Annotated in this window: 24 protein-coding genes; 14 read left to right on the plus strand and 10 right to left on the minus strand. The window is 67.3% G+C overall.

Annotated elements, in window-relative coordinates; genetic code table 11:
* Nucleotides 1–169: 169 nt before the first annotated feature.
* A complete protein-coding gene (locus tag IRT45_RS33465; protein ID WP_194809797.1) occupies nt 170–793 on the minus strand; it encodes a TetR/AcrR family transcriptional regulator in 624 nt (207 codons plus the stop codon).
* 124 nt (nt 794–917) lie between these two features.
* Here IRT45_RS33465 and IRT45_RS33470 point away from each other — a divergent pair, with 124 nt between their 5' ends.
* From IRT45_RS33470 to IRT45_RS33480, 3 genes are all read left to right on the plus strand, one after another.
* Complete coding sequence (locus IRT45_RS33470) at nt 918–1583, plus strand: CatB-related O-acetyltransferase (protein ID WP_194809798.1); 666 nt, start codon at nt 918–920, stop codon at nt 1581–1583.
* 4 nt (nt 1584–1587) lie between these two features.
* The gene (locus tag IRT45_RS33475; protein WP_194809799.1) at nt 1588–2883 is read left to right on the plus strand and encodes an erythromycin esterase family protein; all 1296 of its coding nucleotides are present in this window, start codon (nt 1588–1590) and stop codon (nt 2881–2883) included.
* 76 nt (nt 2884–2959) lie between these two features.
* Nucleotides 2960–3400, plus strand: a complete 441-nt coding sequence (locus IRT45_RS33480; RefSeq protein ID WP_194809800.1) for a DUF4254 domain-containing protein — start codon at nt 2960–2962, stop codon at nt 3398–3400.
* Nucleotides 3401–3609: 209 nt separating this feature from the next.
* Here the strand turns inward: IRT45_RS33480 and IRT45_RS33485 are convergent, their stop codons facing one another.
* Complete coding sequence (locus tag IRT45_RS33485) at nt 3610–5178, minus strand: ATP-dependent DNA ligase (protein WP_194809801.1); 1569 nt, start codon at nt 5176–5178, stop codon at nt 3610–3612.
* A gap of 93 nt (nt 5179–5271) precedes the next feature.
* Here IRT45_RS33485 and ramB point away from each other — a divergent pair, with 93 nt between their 5' ends.
* The 3 genes from ramB to IRT45_RS33500 all read left to right on the plus strand — a co-directional run bounded on the left by ramB (nt 5272) and on the right by IRT45_RS33500 (nt 7977).
* A complete protein-coding gene (ramB, locus tag IRT45_RS33490) occupies nt 5272–6681 on the plus strand; it encodes an acetate metabolism transcriptional regulator RamB (RefSeq protein ID WP_063002744.1) in 1410 nt (469 codons plus the stop codon).
* A 43-nt stretch (nt 6682–6724) separates the two neighbouring features.
* Entirely contained in the window at nt 6725–7264 is a 540-nt protein-coding gene (locus tag IRT45_RS33495) for a carboxymuconolactone decarboxylase family protein (RefSeq protein ID WP_094026138.1), read from the plus strand.
* Between the two features lie 296 nt (nt 7265–7560).
* On the plus strand, nt 7561–7977 hold the full coding sequence (locus IRT45_RS33500; protein WP_194809802.1) for a VOC family protein: 417 nt from the start codon (nt 7561–7563) through the stop codon (nt 7975–7977).
* Nucleotides 7978–8063: 86 nt separating this feature from the next.
* Here the strand turns inward: IRT45_RS33500 and IRT45_RS33505 are convergent, their stop codons facing one another.
* Nucleotides 8064–8918, minus strand: coding sequence for an SDR family oxidoreductase (locus IRT45_RS33505; RefSeq protein ID WP_194809803.1), 855 nt, complete (start codon nt 8916–8918; stop codon nt 8064–8066).
* A gap of 117 nt (nt 8919–9035) precedes the next feature.
* On the opposite strand from IRT45_RS33505, the gene IRT45_RS33510 reads away from it, so the two are divergent.
* The gene (locus IRT45_RS33510) at nt 9036–9434 is read left to right on the plus strand and encodes a helix-turn-helix domain-containing protein (RefSeq protein ID WP_194809804.1); all 399 of its coding nucleotides are present in this window, start codon (nt 9036–9038) and stop codon (nt 9432–9434) included.
* A gap of 157 nt (nt 9435–9591) precedes the next feature.
* Here the strand turns inward: IRT45_RS33510 and lpdA are convergent, their stop codons facing one another.
* On the minus strand, nt 9592–10995 hold the full coding sequence (lpdA, locus tag IRT45_RS33515; RefSeq protein ID WP_194809805.1) for a dihydrolipoyl dehydrogenase: 1404 nt from the start codon (nt 10993–10995) through the stop codon (nt 9592–9594).
* Between the two features lie 78 nt (nt 10996–11073).
* The gene (locus tag IRT45_RS33520) at nt 11074–12099 is read right to left on the minus strand and encodes a dipeptidase (RefSeq protein ID WP_194809806.1); all 1026 of its coding nucleotides are present in this window, start codon (nt 12097–12099) and stop codon (nt 11074–11076) included.
* A 130-nt stretch (nt 12100–12229) separates the two neighbouring features.
* Between IRT45_RS33520 and IRT45_RS33525 the strand changes: the two genes are divergently transcribed.
* From IRT45_RS33525 to IRT45_RS33535, 3 genes are all read left to right on the plus strand, one after another.
* Nucleotides 12230–14314, plus strand: a complete 2085-nt coding sequence (locus IRT45_RS33525; protein WP_194809807.1) for a prolyl oligopeptidase family protein — start codon at nt 12230–12232, stop codon at nt 14312–14314.
* Between the two features lie 124 nt (nt 14315–14438).
* Complete coding sequence (locus IRT45_RS33530; protein ID WP_194809808.1) at nt 14439–14657, plus strand: three-helix bundle dimerization domain-containing protein; 219 nt, start codon at nt 14439–14441, stop codon at nt 14655–14657.
* 27 nt (nt 14658–14684) lie between these two features.
* Nucleotides 14685–15128 (plus strand): SHOCT domain-containing protein, encoded by a 444-nt coding sequence (locus tag IRT45_RS33535; protein WP_194809809.1) that lies wholly within the window; start codon nt 14685–14687, stop codon nt 15126–15128.
* Nucleotides 15129–15131: 3 nt separating this feature from the next.
* Here IRT45_RS33535 and IRT45_RS33540 read toward each other — a convergent pair whose 3' ends face one another.
* A complete protein-coding gene (locus tag IRT45_RS33540; RefSeq protein ID WP_228535813.1) occupies nt 15132–16700 on the minus strand; it encodes an MFS transporter in 1569 nt (522 codons plus the stop codon).
* Between IRT45_RS33540 and IRT45_RS37345 the strand changes: the two genes are divergently transcribed.
* Nucleotides 16678–16860 (plus strand): hypothetical protein, encoded by a 183-nt coding sequence (locus IRT45_RS37345; RefSeq protein WP_228535815.1) that lies wholly within the window; start codon nt 16678–16680, stop codon nt 16858–16860. The genes IRT45_RS33540 and IRT45_RS37345 overlap by 23 nt on opposite strands.
* A gap of 33 nt (nt 16861–16893) precedes the next feature.
* On the opposite strand, the gene IRT45_RS33545 is transcribed toward IRT45_RS37345, so the two are convergent.
* The 4 genes from IRT45_RS33545 to IRT45_RS33560 all read right to left on the minus strand — a co-directional run bounded on the left by IRT45_RS33545 (nt 16894) and on the right by IRT45_RS33560 (nt 21587).
* A complete protein-coding gene (locus tag IRT45_RS33545) occupies nt 16894–17754 on the minus strand; it encodes an alpha/beta fold hydrolase (protein WP_194809811.1) in 861 nt (286 codons plus the stop codon).
* A gap of 76 nt (nt 17755–17830) precedes the next feature.
* Nucleotides 17831–19699: an NAD-binding protein gene (locus IRT45_RS37905; RefSeq protein WP_194809812.1), complete on the minus strand. Its 1869-nt coding sequence runs from the start codon at nt 19697–19699 to the stop codon at nt 17831–17833.
* A gap of 48 nt (nt 19700–19747) precedes the next feature.
* The gene (locus IRT45_RS33555; RefSeq protein WP_309241270.1) at nt 19748–20419 is read right to left on the minus strand and encodes a TetR/AcrR family transcriptional regulator; all 672 of its coding nucleotides are present in this window, start codon (nt 20417–20419) and stop codon (nt 19748–19750) included.
* 193 nt (nt 20420–20612) lie between these two features.
* Complete coding sequence (locus IRT45_RS33560; protein WP_194809813.1) at nt 20613–21587, minus strand: RNA polymerase subunit sigma-70; 975 nt, start codon at nt 21585–21587, stop codon at nt 20613–20615.
* A gap of 98 nt (nt 21588–21685) precedes the next feature.
* Here IRT45_RS33560 and IRT45_RS33565 point away from each other — a divergent pair, with 98 nt between their 5' ends.
* From IRT45_RS33565 to IRT45_RS33575, 3 genes are read left to right on the plus strand one after another with little or no spacing between them, the layout of a single operon-like run.
* Entirely contained in the window at nt 21686–22060 is a 375-nt protein-coding gene (locus IRT45_RS33565) for a nuclear transport factor 2 family protein (RefSeq protein ID WP_194809814.1), read from the plus strand.
* 43 nt (nt 22061–22103) lie between these two features.
* A complete protein-coding gene (locus tag IRT45_RS33570) occupies nt 22104–22454 on the plus strand; it encodes a helix-turn-helix transcriptional regulator (protein ID WP_106958264.1) in 351 nt (116 codons plus the stop codon).
* On the plus strand, nt 22451–22909 hold the full coding sequence (locus IRT45_RS33575) for an SRPBCC family protein (RefSeq protein WP_194809815.1): 459 nt from the start codon (nt 22451–22453) through the stop codon (nt 22907–22909). The genes IRT45_RS33570 and IRT45_RS33575 overlap by 4 nt, the downstream gene beginning before the upstream one ends.
* Nucleotides 22910–22911 lie beyond the last annotated feature (2 nt).

Here is a 22911-nt window from a genome sequence, read left to right on the forward strand (position 1 = left end):
TGCCGACGGTTCCGCGATCGAATTGCAGCAGGACGACGACGACATCGACCGCACCGCCGCGAATCTCGGAATCAGCCTGTCCGGCAACGAATCCGCCGCGGCGGACCTGGGCTGAGCGCGTGACCGCGCACCCCACGGGTGCGCGGTCGACGGCCGCGACGCGTAATCCCTACCCCGCGGCGAACGCACCCGCCCGCGCCGCCAGCACCGCCGCGGTGGCCGCCCGGCGCGGCCCGTCCGGATCGGCCGGAATCCGCAACAACACCAGCTGGTGGTACAGCGGTGCGGTCGCCGCGACAAGGACTGCGCGCGTATCGGTTTCGGCGGGGATCTCACCGCGGCGGATCGCCCGTTCGACGACGATGTCGCATTGCGCGTAACGGTCCTCCCACAGCTGCCGCAGCGCCCGCGCCGCGTCCTCGGAGCGGAAGGACACCGCGATCAGCGCCGAGGCGATCGACGATTCCTCGGTGAGTGAATCCTGGATCTCCCGGTTGAGTTCGGTGAGATCGCCTGTCAGCGAGCCGGTGTCGCGCGGCTGCCAGTCCAGATCGCTCGCGGCGGCGAAGACGTCGGCGATCAGGCCACCGACATCGCGCCAGCGCCGATACACCGTGGTGCGGTGCACGCCCGCGCGCGCCGCCACCGTATCCACGGTCAGCGCGTCGTATCCGTGCTCGGTCAATTCCGCCTGCACCGCGGCCAGCACGTGCTCGCGGATGCGAGCGGTGCGTCCGCCCGGTCGTGAGGTGGGCTGCCGGGCGGCCGCGGGCTCGTTCGCTGCAGAGTTCATCGTCGTTCATCCGGTTGCTCGGCGGGATGGAGTGTGCCATCATCCTAAAGCAACATTCGTCGCATTAATGCGGCGGTCGCGACTTTCGCACTTTCCGATCAGCCACGGACAGAAGGGTTTTCGCATGCCCGGCCAACTCCCCGTCACGGACCCGACCACGCTGCATCCGATGCCGGGACAGCCGCGAGTCGTCCTGCTGAAACCCCTTGTCGCCTCGCCGCTGATCGAGGTCGGCGAATACTCCTACTACGACGATCCGGACGACCCCACCACGTTCGAAACCCGCAACGTCCTGTACCACTACGGTCCGGAGAAGCTGATCATCGGCAAGTTCTGCGCTCTGGCCACCGGCGTGCGGTTCATCATGAACGGCGCCAACCATCGCATGGACGGGCCGTCGACCTTCCCGTTCCCCACCATGGGTGGCGCCTGGTCCCGGCACGTCGATCTCCTCATGGAACTGCCCAACCGCGGCGACACGGTGGTCGGCAACGACGTCTGGATCGGCTACGGCGCAACGGTGCTGCCCGGCGTGCGCATCGGCCACGGCGCCATCGTCGGCGCCGGTTCCGTGGTGACCTCCGACGTGCCCGACTACGGCATCGTCGGCGGCAATCCGGCCCGGGTCATCCGGCACCGCTACAGCGCGGCGGATATCGACCGTCTGCTTGCCCTCGCCTGGTGGGACTGGCCGCTGGAGCACATCGACGCACACGTCCGCACGATCATGTCCGGCACCGTCGACGACCTGGAGAAGGCGGCGCCCGCACAGCCCTCCCGAATCGAGTAACCGTATGCCCGAAGCATCCACCACCGTCTCGCTCACCGACTGGCTGCGCGACCACGCCGTACCACTGACGCACCTCGACCCCGACGGTCCGCTCGACGACCTGGAACCGCTGCGCGCGATCATCGGGGCGGCCCGGGTGGTCGCGATCGGCGAGAACTCCCACTTCATCACCGAGTTCCAGCAGATGCGGCAGCGCATGCTGCGCTTTCTGGTCGAACGCTGCGGCTTCACGGTCCTGGCCTTCGAATTCGGCTTCAGTGAGGGCTTACTCCTCGACGACTGGGCGCAGGGCGCGGGGACCGACGACGAGTTGGCGGCCCGGCTGGCCGGGACGGTCCCGGTCGGAGTCGGCGCGCCGTTGCGCTGGATCCGACGGCACAACCGCACCGCCGCCACGCCGGTGCGCTTCGCGGGCATCGACATCCCGGCCGCCGGCGGATCCCTGCTCCCCGCGCTGGGCCCGGTCGCCGACTACCTGCGTGAGGTCGATCCGCAGATTCTGCCGACGGTCGAGACGGCGATGCGGATCGCCGAATCCTTCGCCGGCGCCTCCGCGGCCTCGGCCGCGCCGGCATGGTCGCGTCTCCCGGCTTCCGATCGCGACACCCTCACTGCGATCCTGGCTCGCCTGCTGATCCGCTTCCGAGCCGTCGAATCGCTGTACGTGTCGCGTAGCGACCGGCGCGGCTACGACATCGCGCGGCACCGTCTCGAGGCGGCCTGCCACGCCGATTACGGATTCGGCGCCATGGCAGACCTTTTCGCCGACGCCGGGCTCACCGCCGACACCTCCGCACGCGACAGCTACATGGCCGACTCGGTCCTGTGGCACCTGCGCCGCCGCGAACCCGGGACCCGCATCGTCCTGGCCGCCCACAACGCCCATATCCAGAAGGAGCCGGTCTCGTTCGACGGGCAACATCTGGCCGGATTTCCGATGGGGCACTATCTGCACCGCGCTCTCGGCGACGACTACTTCGCCCTGGGCTTGACCAGTACGGAGGGACACACGGCGGAGATGCTCCCCGACGAGAGTGCGCGCCTCGGCTTCACCGTAGACGCAACGTCTTTGGAGCCGGGTGAGCACGGCAGCGTCGAAGCCGCCTTCGCCGAGGCCGGCGTCGGGCCGGGGCTCGCCGACCTGCGCCGCGCACGCCGCGAGATCAGTGGTCCGCACGCGCGTCCGCACCGCACCCGATTGCAGAGCGCCTACCTGCACGTCCCGGTTCTCGATGCCTTCGACGGCATGCTCGACACCCGGATCTCCACCGTGGCCGACCTGGACAGCGGAACACACTGAGACCCATCGACATTCGGCCGGTCCCACCGCGCCCAGCGATGCCAATCAGAAACATTGGGCGTGGAGTATTACCGTCGTGGAATCGCTCCCACCCAAACACCTTCTGCTGGAGGCCTGCCGGGGTCTGACCTATGACGGTCATCCCGTGCTGAAATGCGCGTGCCGCCTCAGCGAATTGCACGAGCAGAGACTGTCCGCCGCGCCTGGGCCGACCCTGGACATCGATCGCGATCGGGCACAGCTGGTTTCCGATATCGATCGCTGGGTCGCCACCGAATTACCCCGGGCGCACGGCGGCGCACGTATGCACACCGAAACGGTCGGCACGGTGATCGACCGGCTCGCCCAGTTCTCCGCACTGGCCTATCTGACGCTGACGCACGAACCCGACCGGGTGATCCACGATGCCTGGCGGCGACTGTCGGAATTGGCGGTGGCCTACGACCATCTGGCCGGTGAGGTAACCGCGGGCCTGTGCCGGTTGCCCGATCTCAGCGGTCACCGCGACGAGGACTGAACCACCGGCCGAACGGCGGCGCGGGCGAGGGAACCGACGCCGCCGATGGCTGGGGATGAGCGGATCAGGGCAGTCGATCCGCATCGGGGCGACCCGACACACCGATCCTGCGCCGACATCCTCGAGATACCCCCGGATGTTCCTGTGAACCGGCTGGCAAAGTCACAGGGCGGTTGTTTCCGCACGTCGGCGCCGGACCGGGTAGTTCCTCAGACGGTCGCCGCGGCCGGCGGTCCGGCGGGCATCAATGCGCGCACGGCATCGATGGTGTCGGCCTGTGCGGGCTCCTTGTCCGGCCGATAGCGCACCACCCGCGCGAACCGCAGTGCCACGCCGCCGGGATAACGCGAACTGGTCTGCACCCCGTCCAGGGCGATCTCGACAACCAATTCCGGCCACAGATAAACGGTGTGGCCGTCGCGAGCGCGTTCGTGTCGCGGGAATTCCGCCGTCTGCCACTGCAGCAGGGCGTCGGTGAGTCCCTTGAAGGTCTTGCCGACCATGATCGGATCGCCTCCGTGCGGATCGCGTGCGCCCAAGTGCAGGTTCGACAGATATCCGGTGCGGCGGCCGTATCCCCATTCGGCGCCGAGCACCACCAGGTCCAGGGTGTGCGCCGGTTTGATCTTCTGCCACGCCCGTCCGCGGCGGCCGGCCGCATACGGCGCGGACAGCGATTTGATCATGATGCCCTCGTGCCCCGCGGCCAGCGCACCGTCGAAATATTCGGCGACGGCCTCGGGCTCCGGATCGATCAGCGCCGGAATCATCTGCGCACCCGCCACTTTCGCCAACGCCACCCGGCGCTCGCGCAGCGGGGCATCGAGCAGATCCCGGCCGTCCAGGTGCAGGCAGTCGAAGAAGTACGGATGCAGCAGCAATTCCCTGCTCGACTTCACCGTCAGCCGCGGCTCCTCCGAAGCCGGGTCGGCGGCGAACCGGCTCATCGTCTCCTGAAACGGGCGCGGGCGGCCGGAATCGGTGAGCGCCAGCGTCTCGCCGTCCAGAACCACACTGTCACACGGCAATTCGGAGACCAGCTGCACCAGTTCCGGTACGCCGGAGGTGATGTCGCGCAGCGTCCGCGTGAACACCCAGACCCGAGAACCCTGGCGGTGCACCTGGATCCGCGCACCGTCGAGTTTGTGCTCCACGCTCACATCGCCCGCGAATTCACCGAGCACATCGTCGAGGGTGGCCCCCGGCGAGGCCAGCATCGGCTGGATCGGACGGCCGACCTCCAGCCGGAATTCCGACAGCGCCGCCGCGCCGCCGGAGATGGCCGCGACGGCGGTCACCGGCAGACGCCCGGAGAGCATGTAGGCCCGGCGCACCAGCTCGGCCGGCACGTCGGCCGCCTCGGCCACCGCCTCCGCGACGATCGCGGTGAGCGCGCCCTGGCGCAGCTCACCGGTCAGCAGGCGAATCAGGAACGCGCGTTCGGCATCCGTCGCCCGTGCGAGCAGGACGGTGAGCAGTTCCCGCCGCCGCGCGACCGATCCCGCGCCGGCCACCGCCGCCAATTCCGTCAGTGCCTGGTCGACCGCGGCCACGGTGAGCGTCGATTCGGGCGCGGGCTCCACCTCGATCCCGGCGACCGTCCGCCAGCCCGCCCCCAGCCTGCCCTGCGGTAGCTCACCGGAAATCCATGCGACGACCGGCATCAATTCACCCGATTCGGCCCGGCTCAGCAATTCGGCCAGACCCGCGATCTTGACCTTGCGCGACGCGGATGCCCGCACCGAATCCGACGCCGCGACCACATCCGAAAGCAGCACGGAGTCGACGGTAGCCGCTCGGTGTGACATATCGCTCGAGTCCACTGCTAATTCTCCATTGGCAGCTTTGCGAAAGGTCCATAGTCTGGGCATATGGCCAAGACTTACGTCGGGGCGCGACTGCGACAGCTGCGCACCGAACGAGGGCTCAGCCAGATCTCGCTCGCCAAGAAGCTGGAGATCTCGGCGAGCTACCTCAACCAGATCGAACACGACGTGCGTCCGCTCACCGTACCGGTCCTGCTGCGGATCAGTGAGGTGTTCGGCGTAGACACCAGTTTTTTCGCCTCCCAGGACGACACTCGCCTGATCGCCGAGCTGCAAGAGGTGGTGATGGACACCGAACTCGGGATCGAGGCCGACGCGCAGGAGATCGCCGATATGGTGTCGGCCCATCCCAGCCTGGCCCGGGCGCTGGTGAACATGCACCGCCGCTACCGCAACACCACCGCACAGCTGGCCGCGGCCACCGAGGACCGCTTCTCCGACGGCAGTGGGTCCGGTGCCATCTCCCGCCCGCACGAGGAGGTGCGCGACTTCTTCTATCAGCGTCAGAACTACATTCACGAATTGGACACCGCCGCAGAGGAATTGGCGACCCGCATGCGCTTACACGGCGGTGATCTGCGGCGTGAGCTCACCCGCCGGCTCACCACCGGTTACGGCGTGCAGATCGTCGAGCGGATCGACCTGGGCGACGGTGTGCTGCACCGCTACGACCCCGAGGCCCGCAAGCTCGAGATCGCCCCGCATCTGTCCGGCGGTCAGCGTGTCTTCAAACTCGCCACGGAACTGGCGTACCTGGAATGCGGTGATCTGATCGACAAATTGGTCGAAGAAGGCAATTTCGCCTCCGAGGACACCCGCACGCTCGCGAAACTCGGCCTCGCCAACTACTTCGCCGCCGCCACGGTGCTGCCCTATTCACATTTCCACGAGGTCGCCGAGGACTTCCGCTACGACATCGAGCGGCTGTCGGCCTTCTTCGCGCAGAGCTACGAAACGATCTGCCATCGGCTCTCCACCCTGCAGCGGCCCAAACTGCGCGGGGTGCCCTTCTCGTTCGTGCGCGTGGATCGTGCGGGAAATATGTCGAAACGCCAGTCCGCCACCGGATTCCACTTCTCCTCCGCGGGCGGAACCTGCCCGCTGTGGAATGTGTACGAGACCTTCGCCTATCCCGGCCGGATCATGACCCAGATCGCCCAGATGCCCGACGGCCGCAAATACCTGTGGATCGCGCGCACGGTGGAGCGGCGCGCCACCCGCTACGGACAACCCAGCAAAACCTTCGCCATCGGCCTCGGCTGCGAATTGCGGCACGCCGGACGCGTGGTCTACGCCGACGGCCTGGACCTCAACGAACCCCAGGCCACCCCGATCGGCGCCGGTTGCCGGGTCTGCGAACGCGCCAACTGCCCGCAGCGCGCGTTCCCGCCGCTGGGTAAATCCTTGGACATCAGCGAACACCGCAGCTCGATCTCGCCGTACGTCCTGCGCTGACGGCGGACCGCCCGCCGGTACGCGCTTTTTGTTAGCGTGGGGCATGGTGTCGACGGAGCCACGAATCGCACCCGGCCGCCTGCGCGAACTGGGCCCGGTGAATTGGGTTGTCTGGCAGGTGCTTTCCCGCGCGGCGGGCACCGACGACGCCCACCTGTTCAGCACGCTCGGCCGCACCGGCGGCCTGTTCCGCGGCTGGCTGCATTTCTCCGGCCGGTTGATGCCCGGCGGAAAACTCTCGCGCTACGAGACCGAACTGGTCATCCTGCGCGTGGCGCATCTACGGAACTGCGAATACGAGACCGACCACCACATCCGCCTCGGTAAACGCGCCGGTGTCACCAAGGACATTCTGGCGCGTCTGCGCACCGGCCCCGACGCCGAAGGCTGGCCGGACAAGGAGCGCGCGCTGCTCACCGCGGTCGACCAGCTGGTCACCACTCGCGACGTCGACGACGCCACCTGGTCGGCCCTGGCGCAGCACTACGACGAGAAGCGCCTCATCGAAATCGTGCTGCTGGCAAACCAATACGAAGGTCTGGCCAGCACCATCACCACCCTGCGCATCCAGACCGACCACTGAACCGGAAGGAACTCGACGACGCGCTGCCCGAATCGGAGCTCGACCGCCTGGCCCTCCCGTACGAGGCCGGGTTCCTCGCCTCGCGTGCTTTCGTCGCCTACCGCCGCCGAGGCGGCGAAAAGCGAAGTCCCTTACCGGATTTCTACATCGGGGCACATGCCGCGGTGGCCGGCCTCCGTATTCTCACCCGCGACGCCGCTCGCTATCGAACGTACTTCCCGAGCGTCGAGATCATCGCCCCTGCCTAGCCTGGCGGTCTCCGCTATTCGACTCTCGTCGCCCACCCGAGGAGGACCGTGAATATCACCTCATCCGCCGTCTCACTCAATGTTGCCGATCCGGAGGCCTCGGCGACGTTCCTCAGCGAACATTTCGGCTTCGCGGTCGAGATGTCCGCCGACGGATTCGTCTCCCTGGGCCGTCCCGATGCCGGGTTCACCGTGATCTTCCTGCGCACCGGATTGCCGACCTTCAAACCGGCACGCATCGCCGGCGACGCGGGGCAGGGCTTGCTGGTCGTGTTCACCGTCGACGACATCGACGCCGAATACGAGCGCGTTCGGGCCGAAGGTATCGAGATCGCGACCCCCATCGAGACCGAGCCGTGGGGTGAGCGCTACTTCCAGGCGGTCGATCCGAACGGCATCGTGATCCAACTGGTCCAGTGGGTGGGCGACCCGAGCACCTACGACGCGAACAGCACCGAATCCTGATTCGCCCGGTGCCCGTCGTCTCGACGCCGGGCACCGTTCGGGACCAACGGAACTCGATTCGACAGCCGAACCGGCCCCGCATCCGCTCACACAGCGAGAGCGCGCCCCAACACTTCGGCCGCCGGAGTCGACGGCCGGCCGATCAGTTTCCGCAGATCGCCACTGGTCACATCCAGCCACCCCGCACGCAGTCCGGTATCGGAATCGGCCAGCACTCGCGCGAAATCACCGGGGATCCCGGCCTTTTCCAGTCCCGCCAGGTATTCGTCCTGTGGCAGATCCTGATACCGCACCGGCTTCCCGGACGCGGTCGAGATCACCTGCGCCACATCGGTGAGCGACAGGTGCTCATCGCCACCGAGCTCATAGACCTGCCCGGCGTGACCGTCGGTGGTCAGCACCACCGCGGCGGCCTCGGCATAGTCGGCCCGCGCGGCCGCGGCGACCCGTCCGTCGCCGGCCGAGCCGTACAGCACGCCCGATTCGAGGGTCGCGTCCAGACCGTTCAGATAGTTCTCCCAGTACCAGCTGTTGCGCAGCAATACATGCGGCACAGCCGATTTCGCGATCACCTCTTCGGTGCCGCGATGCTCCTGCGCGAGAATCATCGGATTCTCCTCGGCACGCGGAATGCTGGTGTAGGCCAGCAGTTGCACCCCCGCCCGCTCGGCGGCGCGCACGACATTGGTGTGCTGGTCGACCCGCGCACCGAATTCGTTGCCCGACACCAGCAATACCCGATCCACATCCGTGAGGGCGCGATCGAGCGCTTCCGGATCGTCATAAGCGGCCTGCCGCACCTGCACACCGCGCTCGGCCAGATCGGCGACCTTGGCCGGGTCCCGGACCACTGCGACGACAGCCCCCGCATTCCTGTTCAACAGCGCCTCGACGACGAGACGGCCCAACTGCCCACTTGCCCCGGTGACGGCGACGGTCATAACCCAACCTCCAGATCTGATGTACGGAACATCCTGCACTAACTATTAGTTAGTACCTGATATTCCCGAACCGCAGACGAGAAAGTCACTACTACAGCGATGGGTAGCATCGAGACCATGACGACCCGGCAACTGCGATCGGCGGACGACGCCGATCCGACCCTGGAAGCCGACGTCTTCGCGCGCAACTGCCGGTCCCGGCCGGTGCTGCAGAATGTCGCGAGCCGCTGGGGCGCACTCGCCCTGGTCGCGCTGCGCGAAGGTCCCTACCGTTTCAGCGCGCTGCGCCGCCGCGTCGACGGCATCAGCGAACGCATGCTGTCGCAAACCCTGCAGGCCCTGGAACGCGACGGCATGATCCACCGCGAAGTCCAGCAGACCATCCCACCACGCGTCGAATACACCCTCACCGACCTGGGCGCACAGGTAGCCGATCAGCTGTACGGACTGATCGCGATCCTCGAGGACAACATCGACACCATCCTCTCGGCGCAGGACACCTACCACCGCGAGTGATCGGGCGCGCCGCCGCGGTGAACCGATCGTGCAAACCTGCGCGAAAATGGGGGATTCCGCGAAAACCGTCGAGGTTTGCACGATCAGTTCACCCTATCCCCACGAAAACGGCCCGGTACCAGCCGAATTCGCTGATACCGGGCCGTGAACGCCGAGATCAGAAGTTGATCATGTGTCCCGCGAGACCGTGGAACGCTTCCTGCAGCGCCTCGCTCAACGTCGGGTGAGTGTGCACGTTGCGCGCGAGTTCGTTGACGGTGAGGTCCCACTTCTGGGCCAGCGTCAGCTCGGGCAGCAGCTCCGACACATCGGGACCGATGAGGTGGCCGCCGAGCAGCTCGCCGTACTTCGCGTCGGCGACCAGCTTCACGAAACCGGTCGGGTCACCCAGGCCGTGCGCCTTGCCGTTCGCGGTGAACGGGAAGGTCGCGACCTTCACGTCGTATCCCTCGTCGCGGGCCTGCTGTTCGGTGAGGCCGAAGCTGGCGACCTGCGGCTGGCAGAACGTCGCGCGCGGCATCATCCGGTAGTCGCCCAGCGGCAGCGTCTCCGCACCGCCGATCGTCTCGGCCGCGACCACACCCTGCGCCTCGGCCACGTGGGCCAGCTGCAGTTTCGCGGTGACATCGCCGATGGCGTAGATGTGCGGCACGTTGGTGCGCATGTAGTCGTCGATCGCGATGGCGCCGCGCTCGGTCAGCTGCACACCGGTGTTCTCCAGGCCGTAGCCCTTGACCCGGGGCGCGAAACCGACGGCCTGCAGCACCTTGTCGACGGTGACCGTCTCGACCGAACCGGACTTGTTGTCCTTGATCGACACGGTGACCTTGGAACCGTTGTCCTCGATGGATTGCACCGAGGCACCGGTGGTGATGGTGATGCCGAGCTTCTTGTACGCCTTGGTGATCTCCTTGGAGACGTCGGCGTCCTCGTTCGGCAGCGCGCGGTCGAGGAACTCCACGATCCGCACGTCCACGCCGTAGTTCTTGAGGACGTATCCGAACTCCATGCCGATCGCGCCCGCACCGACGATCAGGATCGACCCGGGCAGATCCCGGGTCAGGATCTGCTCCTCGTAGGTGACCACGTTCTGCGACAGCGAGGTGCCCGGCAGCAGCTTGGTCTCGGTGCCGGTGGCGATGATGACGTTGTCGAAGGTGACGGTTTCGGTGCCGCCACTGCTCAGCTCGACGGAGAGCGTGTTCGCGTCGGTGAAGGTGCCCTTCCCGTCGAACTCGTCGATCTTGTTCTTCTTCATCAGGAAGTGGACGCCCTTGACCCGGCCGTCCGCGACCTTACGACTTCGATCGAAGGCGGCACCGAAGTCGAAGCTCGCCTGTCCGGAGATACCGAAGGTCTTCGCTTCCTTGGTGAAGATATGGGCCAGCTCCGCGTTGCGCAGCAGTGCCTTGGACGGAATGCACCCGACGTTCAGGCACACGCCACCCCAGTATTTCTGCTCGACGATCGCTGTTCGCAGGCCGAGTTGAGCGGCACGGATCGCGGCGACGTAACCGCCGGGACCAGCGCCGAGAACGACGACATCGTAGTGGGAAGTCACGGGAACGAGCCTAGCGCTGTTGCCGAAAGCTCACTCATCCATCCCCCGCAGGGGTGAGAGGGCGGCCACAGCGCGCGTCTACGTCCAGACCTCCCGTGCGGCACGGGCGAAATTGCCGTGGAAGATCGCCGCGCGTTCGGAGTCGGTGAAACCCCGGCGGGCCAGGACTTCGTCCAGTCCGGCGATGCGGGGCCGGGCGTCCGGGTTGTCCACATCCGTCCCCAGGTGTGGCGGCAGTCCCAGCAGATCCTCCGGCGGCACCCAGTGCAGTGGACCCCACCGCGTGTAGTCCTCCGAGAAGTTCTCCGGCGCGGCCGCGATCTCCGCGTTGAACTGGTCCCCGTCGAACGAGAAGTCCGAACCGATCCCGATGTGCTCGACACCGACGAGATCGGCCCCGTAGGCGATGTGGTCCGCCATCGCCTCGATGCGCGCGGCCCGTCCCTCGACGCGGTTGCGGCCCAGAAAGATTCCGACCCCGTTGATTCCGATCACCCCACCGGTCGCCGCGCACGCACGCGCCTGGTCGTCGCCGATATTGCGCGGATGCGGCCACAGCGCGGCGAAATTGGAGTGGCTGTAGATCATCGGCCCGCCCACGACCTCCGCGATGTCCAGGCCCGTGCGCCGCGAACAGTGTGAACCGTCGGCGAACATCCCGACCTCACCCAGTGTGCGGATGATCGTGCGGCCGTACGACGTCAGTCCGCGATCGTCCGGATCCAGGCATCCCCCGCCGGCCGCGTTGGCGTGGTTGTAGGTCGGCAGCAGCGAACGCACGCCGAGCGAGTGGAACAGCGCGATATTGTCCGGATCGCCGTCCAGCGGCCGCGAATCCTCGAGATCGAAGGCCAGCGCGATGCGACCCTCGCAACCGGATACCACCTCGATGTCGCCCACGGACTCGACGAGCCGGAAACGCCCGTCCGCCAGCGCATTCCGGCGCAACAGATGCAGCATCGCCAGCGCATCCTCGATCGAATGCAGTGAATATCCCACATTCACCGACAGATACGACCCGGCCGGGTAGCGCGTCAGTTCGGTGATATCGGCGGACGGGAGGATCGGCAGGCAGCAGTGCTGCTCCCAGAGCGAATGTGCCACCGCAGTCCTCCTTCCGGCCTTCCCGGGGCGTCCAGCAACTGTACGGAGTCGCCGGCCGCGCGGGCGACCGACACGGCGCGATGCACCTCTCACCCCTCGGCGGACCGGCCGGTAGGCCAGAATGTGACCTATGAGCGGCGCCGAGCAAACAACCGATCCGTACCTGTGGCTCGAGGATGTCACCGGCGAACGTGCCCTGTCCTGGGCACGAGCCCACAACGAGGTGGTGATCGAACGCTTCGCCACCTCCGATCGGTTCGACGCCCTCGACCATCGCATCCTCGCCATGCTCGACACCGACACCCGCATCCCGTACCCGACCCGCCGCGGACGCTGGCTCTACAACTTCTGGCGCGACGCCGAACATCCCCGCGGGCTGTGGCGCCGGACCACCTTCGACGAATACCGCGGCGACGATCCGGCCTGGGATGTACTCGTCGACCTGGACGCCCTGGCCGTCGCCGAGGACGAGAACTGGGTCTGGGGCGGGGCGGCGGTGTTGCGCCCGGACCAGGAACTGGCCCTGATCAGCCTGTCCCGTGGCGGCGCGGACGCCAAGGTGGTGCGCGAATTCGATCTGACCACACGGCAATTCCGCCCGGCGGCGGCGGGCGGCTTCCACCTGCCCGAGGCCAAATCGCAGGTGCGCTGGATCGATGCCGACACCGTGTACGTCGGAACCGATTTCGGCCCCGGCACACTCACCGACTCCGGATATCCGCGTGTGGCCAAGCGCTGGCGCCGCGGGACCCCGCTGGCGGAGGCGGACACCGTCTTCGAGGGTGAGCCGGGCGATGTGATGGTGTCGGCGGGCTACGACCGCACGCCGGGATACGAACGCCACTACGTCGCCCGCGCCACCGACTTCTTCAACGAATCGGTCTATCTGCTGGACCGCGACGGCACACTGCGGCATATCGACGTACCCACCGACGCGTCCGAATCCTGGTACAAGGATTGGCTGCTGGTGCAGTTGAAATCACCGTGGGAGGTAGCGGGCCGCAGCTATCCCGCGGGCGCTCTGCTGACCATCGATATCAATGAATTCTTCGACGGCGCACGAGATTTCGAGGTGGTCTTCGAACCCGACGCGCACACCTCACTGCACGGCTACGGCTGGACCGAGAACCACCTGCTGCTGATCACGCTGGAGGACGTGCAGACCAAGCTGTACGTGCTGACGCCCGCCTCGGCGACGACCGCTGGCGCGGGCTGGACCCGCGAACCGCTCGCCGACACCCCGCCGATGGCGACCACCAATGTCATGAATCTGGATCCGCTGGAGAGCGGTGACGAATTCATGCTCACCACAAGCGGTTTCACCACCCCGGCGACACTGCTGGCCGGTTCGGTGGGCGGCCCGGCGGTGGCCCTCAAGCGGGAACCGGCGTATTTCGACGCCGAGGGGATCGACACCGAACAGTTCTTCGCGCGCTCCGACGACGGAACCATGGTGCCGTACTTCGTGATTCGCCACCGCGACCATCGGGGCACGCCCGGCCCGACCGTCGTCTCCGGCTACGGCGGCTTCGAGGTCTCCCGGACCCCCGGTTACAGCGGCGCCTCCGGTATGGGCTGGCTCGAACGCGGCGGCACCTGGGTGATGGCCAACATCCGCGGCGGCGGGGAGTACGGGCCCGAATGGCACACCCAGGTGCAGAAGGCGAACCGCTACAAGGTCTACGAGGATTTCTCCTCGGTCGCGAAAGACCTCGTCGCGCGGGACATCACGACGGCGGGACAACTCGGCGCGGTCGGCGGCAGCAACGGCGGACTGCTGATGGGCGTGATGCTGACCCGCTATCCGGAACTGTTCGGCGCCATCGTCTGCCAGGTGCCGCTGCTGGATATGAAGCGCTACCACCTGCTGCTGGCGGGCGCGTCCTGGATCGCCGAATACGGCGACCCCGACAAGCCCGAGGAGTGGGAGTACATCAGCAGGTATTCGCCCTATCAGCGGGCGATGGCGGCCGACCCGGCGCGCCCCTACCCGCCGATCCTGCTCACCACCTCCACCCGCGACGACCGGGTCCACCCCGGCCACGCCCGGAAGATGGCGGCGCTGCTGGAATCCCAGGGGCGCACCGTCTGGTACCACGAGAACATCGAGGGCGGTCACGGTGGCGCGGCCGACAACAAGCAGATGGCCTTCCAATCCGCGCTGATCTACGAGTTCTTCACCCAGATGCTGATCGAGCGGCGCACCACCGCCTGACCGGCGCGTCCTTCTCTCGGAACAGATGACCAAAGGCCCACAGCGACCAGGGCCTTTGGGCTCTGGAGTGTGATCCACCGCACTGCCATTCTCGGTTCGGGGACCGAGAACGACAGGATTCGCAATGCGCACACCGACAGCGGTCGGGCCGGCGGACACCGTAGATCGGCTCATTGCCGAATTCGGCGCTCGACTGCCGCGCCGGACCATCGCGATCACTGTCGCGAGCGCCCTCCGAGACCTGCGCGGATCACCGGTCCCGGCCCTACCGGAACTCGTCGAACGGCTCGCCCGTCAGCGACTCACCGATTCGGCCACCTCGCCGACCACCGCGGTTCGGTAGCAGGTTCTCGAGAGGAGCACACACATCATGGATACGTTCTGGGACTTCGTCTGGTACACGATTCTGGTGTTCGCCTTCGTGGCCTACCTCATCATCCTGTTCCAGATCCTGACCGATCTGTTTCGCGATCACACGGTCTCCGGCATCGCCAAGGCCGCATGGGTGATCGGCTTGGTGATATTCCCCTATATCACGGCTCTGGTCTATCTGGTCGTGCGCGGAAAGGGCATGGCCGAGCGAGCCCAGCACGCCCATGCGGAAGCCAAGCAGGCGGCCGACGACTACATCCGTCAGGTGGCGGGCAAGTCGCCCGCGGAGCAGATCGCCGACGCCAAAGCCCTCTACGACTCCGGCACGATCGACGAGACCGAATTCGCCCAGCTGAAGGCCCGCGCGCTCGGTCACAACGGTTCCGGCACAGGTAGTGCCGGCCCCGGCAGCGTCGACCGGGGCAACCTGGCCGCCCGGTAGCGACTACTCGGCTCCGGTCCGTTCGCCGGCCACGGTGCCGGTGTCCGGATCGGAGCCGACGGCCCGCCGCGGTAGCCGGCCGGTGAAGAACAAGGCGACCACGGCCAGCATCGCCGTCACCGCGAAGGCCACCTGCAATGCCAGCAGGCGGGCGTCGGAGTTGACCGCGACCACCGCGTCGGCGGTCGACGCGTCGACCCCGGCCGCGTCGAGCGACTGCCGCAGCTGGGTATTGGACAGGAACGGCACGCCGTCGGCCAGTTCGGTCCCGGCCCGCTGCGCGACCGAGGGCGGGACCGCGGGATTGTTCTCGATCCCGCCGATCACCGACGAGGTCAGCGTGGCGATGAGGATGGAGCCGATCAGCGCGGTGCCGAGCGAGGCGCCGAGGTTCGTCGCGGTGTTCTGCAAGCCGCCGACCTCCGCGCTCTGCGAATCCGGCACCGCCGACACCGTTATCGCGCCCAGCTGCGAGGACAGCGCCCCCAGGCCCAGTCCCATGAACAACATCGGTACCGACACCACCGCGGCATTCGCTCCGGGATCCATACCGCCGGCCAGCAACAAGATTCCGATGATCATCGACCCCAGACCCAGGCGCACCACCCGCCGCGGATTCGCCCGCGGCGCTACTTTGGGAATTCCCGCGGCGGCGGCGACGAGCGCGATCGACAGCGGAAGGATGCGCACTCCGGTCTCGAGCGCACTCAGCTCCAGCACCACCGACAGGAACAGTGGAACCGAGAAGAACACTCCGGCCTGAATCGCGAACTGCGCGAAGAACATCGCCAATCCGCCCCCGAGCCGGCGATTGCCGAACAAGCGGGGATCGACCAGCGGCTCCCCGCCCGATCGCACCAGCCGGTTCTGCCACCGCAGGAACGCGTACAGCACCAGCAGGCCCGCCAGGATCAACCAGATCACCGGCGACAAACCCGCGATCTCGGTACCGCCGGGACGCGGGCGAATCCATCCCCATTCACTGGACCGCAGCACGCCGAAGACGACGGCACCCAGCCCGACGACCGACAGCACCGAACCCAGAAGGTCCAAGTGCACCCGCTGCGCGGGCACGTCCGCCACCCGGCGCAGCACCAGCAGAATCGCCACCACGACCACGACCTCGCCGAAGAACACGTACCGCCAGGACGCGAAGGTCGTCACCGCCCCGCCCAGGAGCGGGCCCACCGCCACGGCCATCGCACCCGCCGCGGCCACGAGTCCGTATGCGGCGGCGCGGCGTTCGCGGCCGAAGTTCGCCGCCACCAGCGACACGATCGCCGGCATGATCAGCGCGGCCCCGATGCCCTCCAACAGTGACCAGCCCAGCAGCAGCACCGCCAGGTTCGGCGCCAAACCGGTGACCAGCGAGCCCGCGCCGTAGACGACCAGTCCCACACCGAATGCCCGCCGCCGCCCGAGAATCGTCCCGACCTTGCCGCCGGTGACCATCAGCGATGCCATCACCAGCGTGTACAGCGTGATGGCGGTTTGGATTCCGGTGATCGTCGTGCCGACGTCGTGGGCGACCGTCGCCATCGAGACGTTCATGACCGAACTGTCGAGGGTCATCAAGAATTGGCCGGAGCCCAGCACCGCCAAGACGAGTGTGGATCCGGAGGCGGCGCCCGCTCGCGTCGTCACTCCCGCCGCGCCCGTTGTCGAGCCGACGCGAGACGACGGCCTGAGCATCGGTATCGGCGGACGGCCCACCTGCGCATTCGTCCATTGAAGCACTCGTGGGACGGGAATCGGCCGCATTCGGCTACAGGTCGCGCACCCACTTCTCGATGCGGTCCACGGTCGCGTCCGGATCGATGATCCAGCCGTTGTGCCCCAACCGTTTCGGCTCGTGCCAGGTGCTCACGCGCGCCTCGGGAAGTTTCTCCAGCAGATGTGCGGCCGAACTGCGGGGTGTGAGATCGTCGCCGCTCATGGTGATCGAGAGGACCGGCAGGGTGAGTCGCGCGATTCGCTCGTCGTAGTCGATATCGGCGCCGACCGGCATGAACCGGCCGGTGCGGGCCAGCCGCGCCCAATCGGAGATCAGCACCTTGGACTGCCGGCCGAAGCCCCCGGCGGTGATTCGATCCCCCGGCCAGAAGCCGGCGAGATTCGCGGTCAGTGAGATCGCGGCCGGTCCGACGAGCATCGCGGAGCGGGCGATCCCGCCGTAACCGCGGTAGTAGGGAGTGCCGGAGGCGATGAGGATCAGCCCGCCCAGCCGGCCGCGGATCCGCGCGGCGTACATGACCCCGAGCTGACCACCCATACTGTGCCCGAGCAGCATCGGCGTGCTGTCCGGGAAGCGGGTGCGAACGGCCTGGAAGATCGCCGGAAAATCGACCGAGACCAGCTCGTGGTAGCCGTAGGTACTCGACGGGCTCGGCTTCGGCCGGCTGTCACCGTTACCCCGCAACTCCCCGATCGCCGCATCGAATCCGCGCCGCGCCAGCTCGCGCGCGAAATCCCCGTAGTACTCGCCCGGCACACCCAATCCCGGAATGATCACGATGACCGGCCGCGGCGCATCCGCGGTGATGGCATGCCGGTGCGGACCGCTCGCGGCAACGAACCGCACCGGCACCGTCGACCCGTCCGGCATCTGGATCGGAATCGTCTCCATACGCGCACGCTACCGCGACGCGTGCCCAGGTGAGCGCGGGCGAGGCTCGAACTCCCGCCACATCGGTTCACGACACTCAGGAGCCCACCGCATCCGGCTCGGCCGACCCGTCCGCACATCGTTGTCCGGTCTCCCGGTCTGCCGGGTCCGCGGCTCGTCCGTCGCCATCACGCTGGGCATCCACGTCGGCGGTCGACTCCTCCGCCCTACCGTCGGCGGCAAGAGGTTCCGTCGCACCGGCGGCCAGTTCCTCAGCCGCGTCGGCGACCAGCCCTTCCGCCGCAGCGATGGCCTCCTGTGCCGTTTCGTCCACGGCGGGCGCACAACTGCGCTCCAGCAGCTCATCGAGGCCCCGCCGGGTCGCCACCACCACCAGCTGATTGCCCGCGACGAGCACCGTCTGCGCCGGAGGCTGCCATTCCGGCGCGTCCCCGACCGCCGGCTGCACCGCGATCACCCGGGTGTGCTCCGCCGATCCGAGGTCGGCGATCCGCAACCCGATCAGCGCCGATCCGGGCTCCACCGGTACCTCCGCGACCAGCAGGGTGGCCTGGTTGATCGTCAGGGTGGCGATCACTCGCCGCTCCACCACGGCCGCGGCGAAGCCGTGCGCGGCCAATTGGAAGACGCTGCGCACCACCGCCTTCCCGAGACTGCGCTGGACCCGGTCGGCCAGGTCGTCGTCGGAGACGCGCAGCACCACCCGCAGGTCGTCACGGTAGGACTGACCGAGCATCGCGGCCTCCAGATTCACCGCGTCACTGGAGGTCAGCAGGACCAGCGCCCGCGCCTTCGGCACACCCACCGCGCGCAGCGTGTCCTCCCAGGTGGCCTGGCCGATGACCACCGGCACTCCCAGACTGCGCGCCAGCGCGATTCCGCGCGCGTTCTCGTCGTAGTCCAGCCCCACCACCGGCACGCCGAGGTCGCGCAACTGTTCCACCACGCGCATTCCGACATTGCCCAATCCCGCGACCACGACGTGGTTTTCCATCCGCGAGGGATCGATCGAATATTCCGACAGCTGCGCCCGCAACACACCACCCACCACGAGCGCGGTGATTACCGGCGTCATCGCCAGCCCGGTGAAGACCACCCCCAGTTGCAGGATCTTGAACAGCGGCTCGCGAGCGGGCTCCGGCTGCGCCGCACCCGCCGAATCCAGCAGCGTTTCGTATACTGCTGTGCCCCAACTGTTCCCTATCAGCACCATGATGACGCACACGGCCGCGATGATGATGAGCATCACCAGCAGCAGCCGGATCAGATCGTGGCGGACCAGATAGCGCAGCTGGTTCAGCCAGCGGCGCCGCGCCCCGGGCGAATACGGCACCCGCCCGGCCAGCGCCAGCACCCGGTCCGCCGGTGCGTGCGGCGAGCGCAGCGCGATCGCGCCCGGTCCGCCGACCAGCCCGGCCACCACCCGATCCGGCGGCGCGTCACCGGCCGCGGCAACGTACAGGGTGCGTTCCCCCAGGCGCAGATAGTCCTGCGCCTTCTCGCCGAGGGCCGCGGCGATGAACGACGGGGCGGCCATCTCCGAGATCGACAACACCACACAGTCGGAGAACAACCGGCGGATACGAAAACCCAAGCCGGTGTTGAACATTCGGATCACCAGCCGGATCCGCGGATTGAGTTCGTGGGCGCGCAGCGCGGCGTGGAAGTTCTCCACGTCCGCCTGATCCACCAGGGCCAGCGCTCGGGCCCGCTCCACCCCGGCCGCCCGCAGAACGGTCTCGTCCAGGCGCTCGGCGCACAGGATCCGCACCCGCGCCAACTTCTCCAGTTGGGGAACGTAGCTGCCGTTGCGGTTCGGCAGTACCGCGGTCACGGTGGCATCGGCGAACCGGGTGGTCAGCTGCAGGGCCAGCTGGTGGACGAGCGGGTTGTCTCCGCAGACGACGAATGTCGGGGACTGCCCGCCCCCCGGCGAAACATGCACCTATCGATGCTAAGGCGAATCGCGTTCGGCGGCACGACGCTTCGTCGGTCAGGCGCTGACCGCACCCATGATGACCCGGCGCAGCACCTTGATCACCTCGTCGAGGGGCCGGCGCGGCTCCGAACCGCTCCACTCGTCGACCACGTAGTTCACCGCACCGATGATGGCGAGCATGCGGGTTTCGTAGTCGCCGCTGGGGATCTCGCCCTGCAGCGCCGCATCCTCGGCCGCTCCGGCCAGCAGCGCACCCCAGGCGCGACGCAACTCCAGCCGGAACTTCTCCACCTTCGGCCCGGCGCCGACCACCTCGACCAGCGCGACGCGGGCCCTGCGCGGATCGCGCCCGATGGACTCGATATAGGCGCGCACCCCCGCGTCGATGATCTCGATGGCACTCGCATCGGCATGCGCGTCCAGTGCGGCCACGACCGCGTCCCGGGATTCCCGGTCGATCTGTTCGTAGAGTTCCAGCAGCAACGATTCGCGACCGGTGAACTCCTCGTAGAACTGACGCGAGGAAAGTCCGGCGTCTTTGCAAATGGCTCCGACCGAGCTATTGGCATACCCGTCTCTGGCGAACACTGTCAGACCAGATTCCAGAAAACGCGCACGTCGCTGCCGCTGCCGGTCTTCTACGGGCTGTCCGGCGTACATCCTACCCGCGTTCGTTTCCTGTGACATTGCGCCAGACAATACCGAAGGGCCCGATTCCCTCGTCATGGATCGGGCCCTTCGCTTACACCTCCGACTGACCGCGCGTTAGCCGGAAGTTGTCTATATGGTCGGAGCGCCGGTGCAACGACTGCGCTCCTCCTGTCGCGGATGGTTTGCCGAAACGGAGGATAGTCGATAACACCTCGACAACGGAAGAGTTTGAAGGAAATTTCTCGGTTTTATTTCGGCCACGATTCCATCAGGAAATAGTCGTTCCACGCGGCGGCAGCGCGAGCGGAAGGCCGAAGCGCGGGAAGTTCTCGGCGGGCGGGAAATGAGCGAGCGCGGAAATACCGTCCGGGCCGTACGTCGTCACCAGAAGTCCGGTCGCCCGAAAGAGTCCGTCCGCCCGGCGGGAATAGCAACCGAATGCGGGGTGCGCGTTGGCCCGCACCGATTGCAGCCGAATCTCCGCACGATCCCGAAATGCCGGAATACCGCGAAGGAACTCGCCGATCGCCACCCGGCCGTGATACTCGTGCGGCCACGGCGGCATGGTCAGCCACGCCTCGTCAGTGAGCAGCTCGACCACGGCGCCCACATCCGCAGCCTCGAAAGCCCGCGCGAAACGCTCGCTGAGCCCTCGCTCCGTGGGCGACCCCGGCTCCGGGTGCCTGCCCTCGTGGCGAGACAGGCGTTCACGAGCCCGCTGCAATGCCGCCTTCACGGCGACAGGAGTCGACCCCAGCAGGTCTGCCACCTCCGCCGCGCTGAACCCGAGCACGTCACGCAGGACGAGCACGGCGGCCTGGCGCGGTGGAAGTTGTTGCAGCAGGGCGATGAACGCCAACTCGACGGACGCGCGTGCCGTCAGTACCTGCTGCGGATCCAGCAGCGCGTCCGGACACGGCTGCAACCAGCTCACCTCCCCGTGACGGGTCGGCTCCGGCGCCTCGAAGGGCAACGGCGCGACCGGCCGGCGCAGTGCGGCCCGGCGAAAATTGAGGCACCGATTCGTCGCGATCCGGTAGAGCCAGGTGCGCACCGACGACCGCTGCTCGAAGTCGGCCATACCGCGCCACGCCGCGAGTAGCGTCTCCTGCAACGCGTCCTCGGCGTCGTACATCGACCCGAGCATCCGATAGCAGTGGGTGCGCAACTCGGCCCGATAGGGCTCGGTGAGCTCGCGAAAGGTCTGCTCATCCACGCCCGGGGCGATCGACGACTCCGGCATCGCCCCATCGTCACATCGGGCACCGACAACCGGTCCGTTCCCCGCCCGGCCGGTGTCCATATCGGTGGACGGTTCCATCGACCGGAGAAGAGGACGACATGATCGGAAACCACAGCCCCGCGGCCCGGGTGGCCCTCGCTTATTTCGAAGCCTGGACGGGAAAGGACCTCGATCGAGCGATGACCTATGTCGCCGACGACATCGTCTGCGATGCCCCCGCCGGCCGCATCGAAGGCGCGGCCGCCTATCGCGACTTCATGGAACCCTTCACTCGAATCCTCACCGGCGCAACGATGTTCGCCGCCTTCGGGGACGAGACCACCGCCCTGGTCTGCTACGACACCGCGACCCTCCCGGTACCGAGCGCCCCTGCGGCGGAACTGGTTACCGTCGTCGACGGCCGAATCACGGCCAGCCGCTTCATCTTCGACCGGCTGCCGTTCGAGATCGCACGCGCTCAGGAGAACAGTTAAGCAACCACTTGACTATTAGGGCGAGGCTTCTACACTTAAGTAGGTGCTTAACCAAACCGAGCGGCTGGATCTGATCTTCCGGGCGCTCACCGATCCCACCCGCAGATATCTGCTCGAGCGGCTCGGCCGGGGACCGGCGGCGGTCAGCGCCCTGGCCGAGCCGCTGGAGATGAGCCTGGCGGCCGTCGTGCAGCATCTCCAGGTGCTGCAGGATGCCGGGCTGGTGCGGTCGGAGAAGGTCGGCCGCGTGCGCACCTGCCATCTGGTACCCGATGCGCTGCGTCCCGCCGAGGATTGGTTGCACGCGCGGCAGACCCCGTGGGAACGCCGCCTCGACGCGCTCGGCGCAGCTCTCGCCGAGCACACCACCCCCGAACCCGAGGAGTCGCCATGACGACCACACATTCCCTGGTCCATTCCACGTTCACCCTCGAACGCGACTATCCCGTCACTCCCGCAGCCGTCTTCGGCGCATGGGCCGAACCGGCACGCAAGGCCGAGTGGTTCAGCGCGCCCGGAACCGAACACGAGCTCGACTTCCGTGTCGGCGGCCGCGAGATCGCCGCCGGCGTACACGACGGCAAGCGGATGACCTTCACCACCACCTACCAGGAGATCGTCCCGGCGGAACGCATCGTGTACACCTCCACGATGGGCGTGGACGACGCCGTCGTGACGGTCTCGCTCACCACCGTCGAATTCGCCGAAACCGCGGCCGGCACCCGGTTGACCCTCACCGAACACGGCGCCTATCTCGACGACCACGAAAAGCCGGAATGGCGCGAGCACGGCACCAGCGAACAGCTCGCCACCCTGGGCGAGTGCCTGAGGGAAATGTCGAGCCGGTGAAA

It is taken from the genome of Nocardia sp. BSTN01 (genome assembly GCF_015354405.1).
Lineage (GTDB): Bacteria > Actinomycetota > Actinomycetes > Mycobacteriales > Mycobacteriaceae > Nocardia.